Origin of the sequence: Salegentibacter sediminis, assembly GCF_002078605.1 — a bacterium.
Classification (GTDB): Bacteria; Bacteroidota; Bacteroidia; order Flavobacteriales; family Flavobacteriaceae; genus Salegentibacter; species Salegentibacter sediminis.
Genome location: NZ_MSJR01000022.1, coordinates 1 through 1,066, shown reverse-complemented (window position 1 = coordinate 1,066; position 1,066 = coordinate 1). Strand labels below are relative to the sequence as shown.

Here is a 1,066-nt window from a genome sequence, read left to right as displayed (position 1 = left end):
GAAATAACACGGATCAAGCAACTTCAGAAAGAGATTGAACAGCTCAAAAAGCTACTGCTTAAAAAAGATATGGATCAATTAGTCGATGATGCATATTTAGAAGTGGCTGCCCAAAAACTAGGCTATAAAAGCGTCCTGGAACTTAAAAAAAAACTAAGTATCAAGCCTTAATCATAGCAAAGGAAAAAGCTAAGGGATTTGCCTCGTTAACTCAGGTATGTGACTGTTTTAACCTAAAACGTGATGCTTATTATAAGTACAAATGCAGAGCTGATAAACGAAAAAAGATCGAACAACATATAGTTGCTATCGTTAAGAAACGACGCAAATCCCTGCCTAGAGAAGGTGTTCGAAAGCTTATGAAGTCATTAAGCCAGGACTTCCAAAAACAACAATTAAAAGTTGGTAGAGATACATTATTCAATGTACTGAGAGAACATAAAATGCTGACATTGAGAAAGAAGTACAGTGCCAGAACAACCAATTCGTATCATCGATTTTATAAGTACAACAATATTATTAAAGATCTAAAAGTAAACAGGCCTAATCAAGTGTGGGTATCAGATATTACGTATATCAGAACCGTAAAAGGATTTTGTTACCTGGCACTCATTACAGATATGCATTCAAGAAAAATTGTAGGTTATGACCTTAGTGATAGCCTGGAGCTTAAAGGATGCGTGAGAGCGCTTAACAAAGCGATTTACCAAGCTAAAGACATCAGGGGACTCATACATCATTCAGACAGAGGAATACAATACTGCAGCAATGTGTATACACAAATACTCAAAAGAAAAAAGATAGATATCAGTATGACAGAAGAAAACCATTGTTATGAAAACGCAATGGCAGAACGTGTAAATGGGATCCTGAAAGATGAATTCTATCTCGATCAGGTCTTTACGAATAGGGAACATGCAAAGAGAGCGGCAAAAAATGCCATTAAATTATATAATGAAATAAGATTACATTTATCTTTAGACTACCAAACACCTAATATGGTATATAAATTAACAGCGTAAAATCAATTTTAACCTGTAGCCATATTTCAGGACAAGACATTTTA

1 protein-coding gene is annotated in these 1,066 nt (G+C 34.8%); it reads left to right on the top strand.

Going from position 1 to position 1,066, the window contains the following annotated elements; translation table 11 throughout:
* The first annotated feature begins 170 nt into the window (after window positions 1-170).
* Entirely contained in the window at window positions 171-1,022 is an 852-nt protein-coding gene (locus BUW93_RS14830) for an IS3 family transposase (protein ID WP_081212524.1), read from the top strand.
* Window positions 1,023-1,066 lie beyond the last annotated feature (44 nt).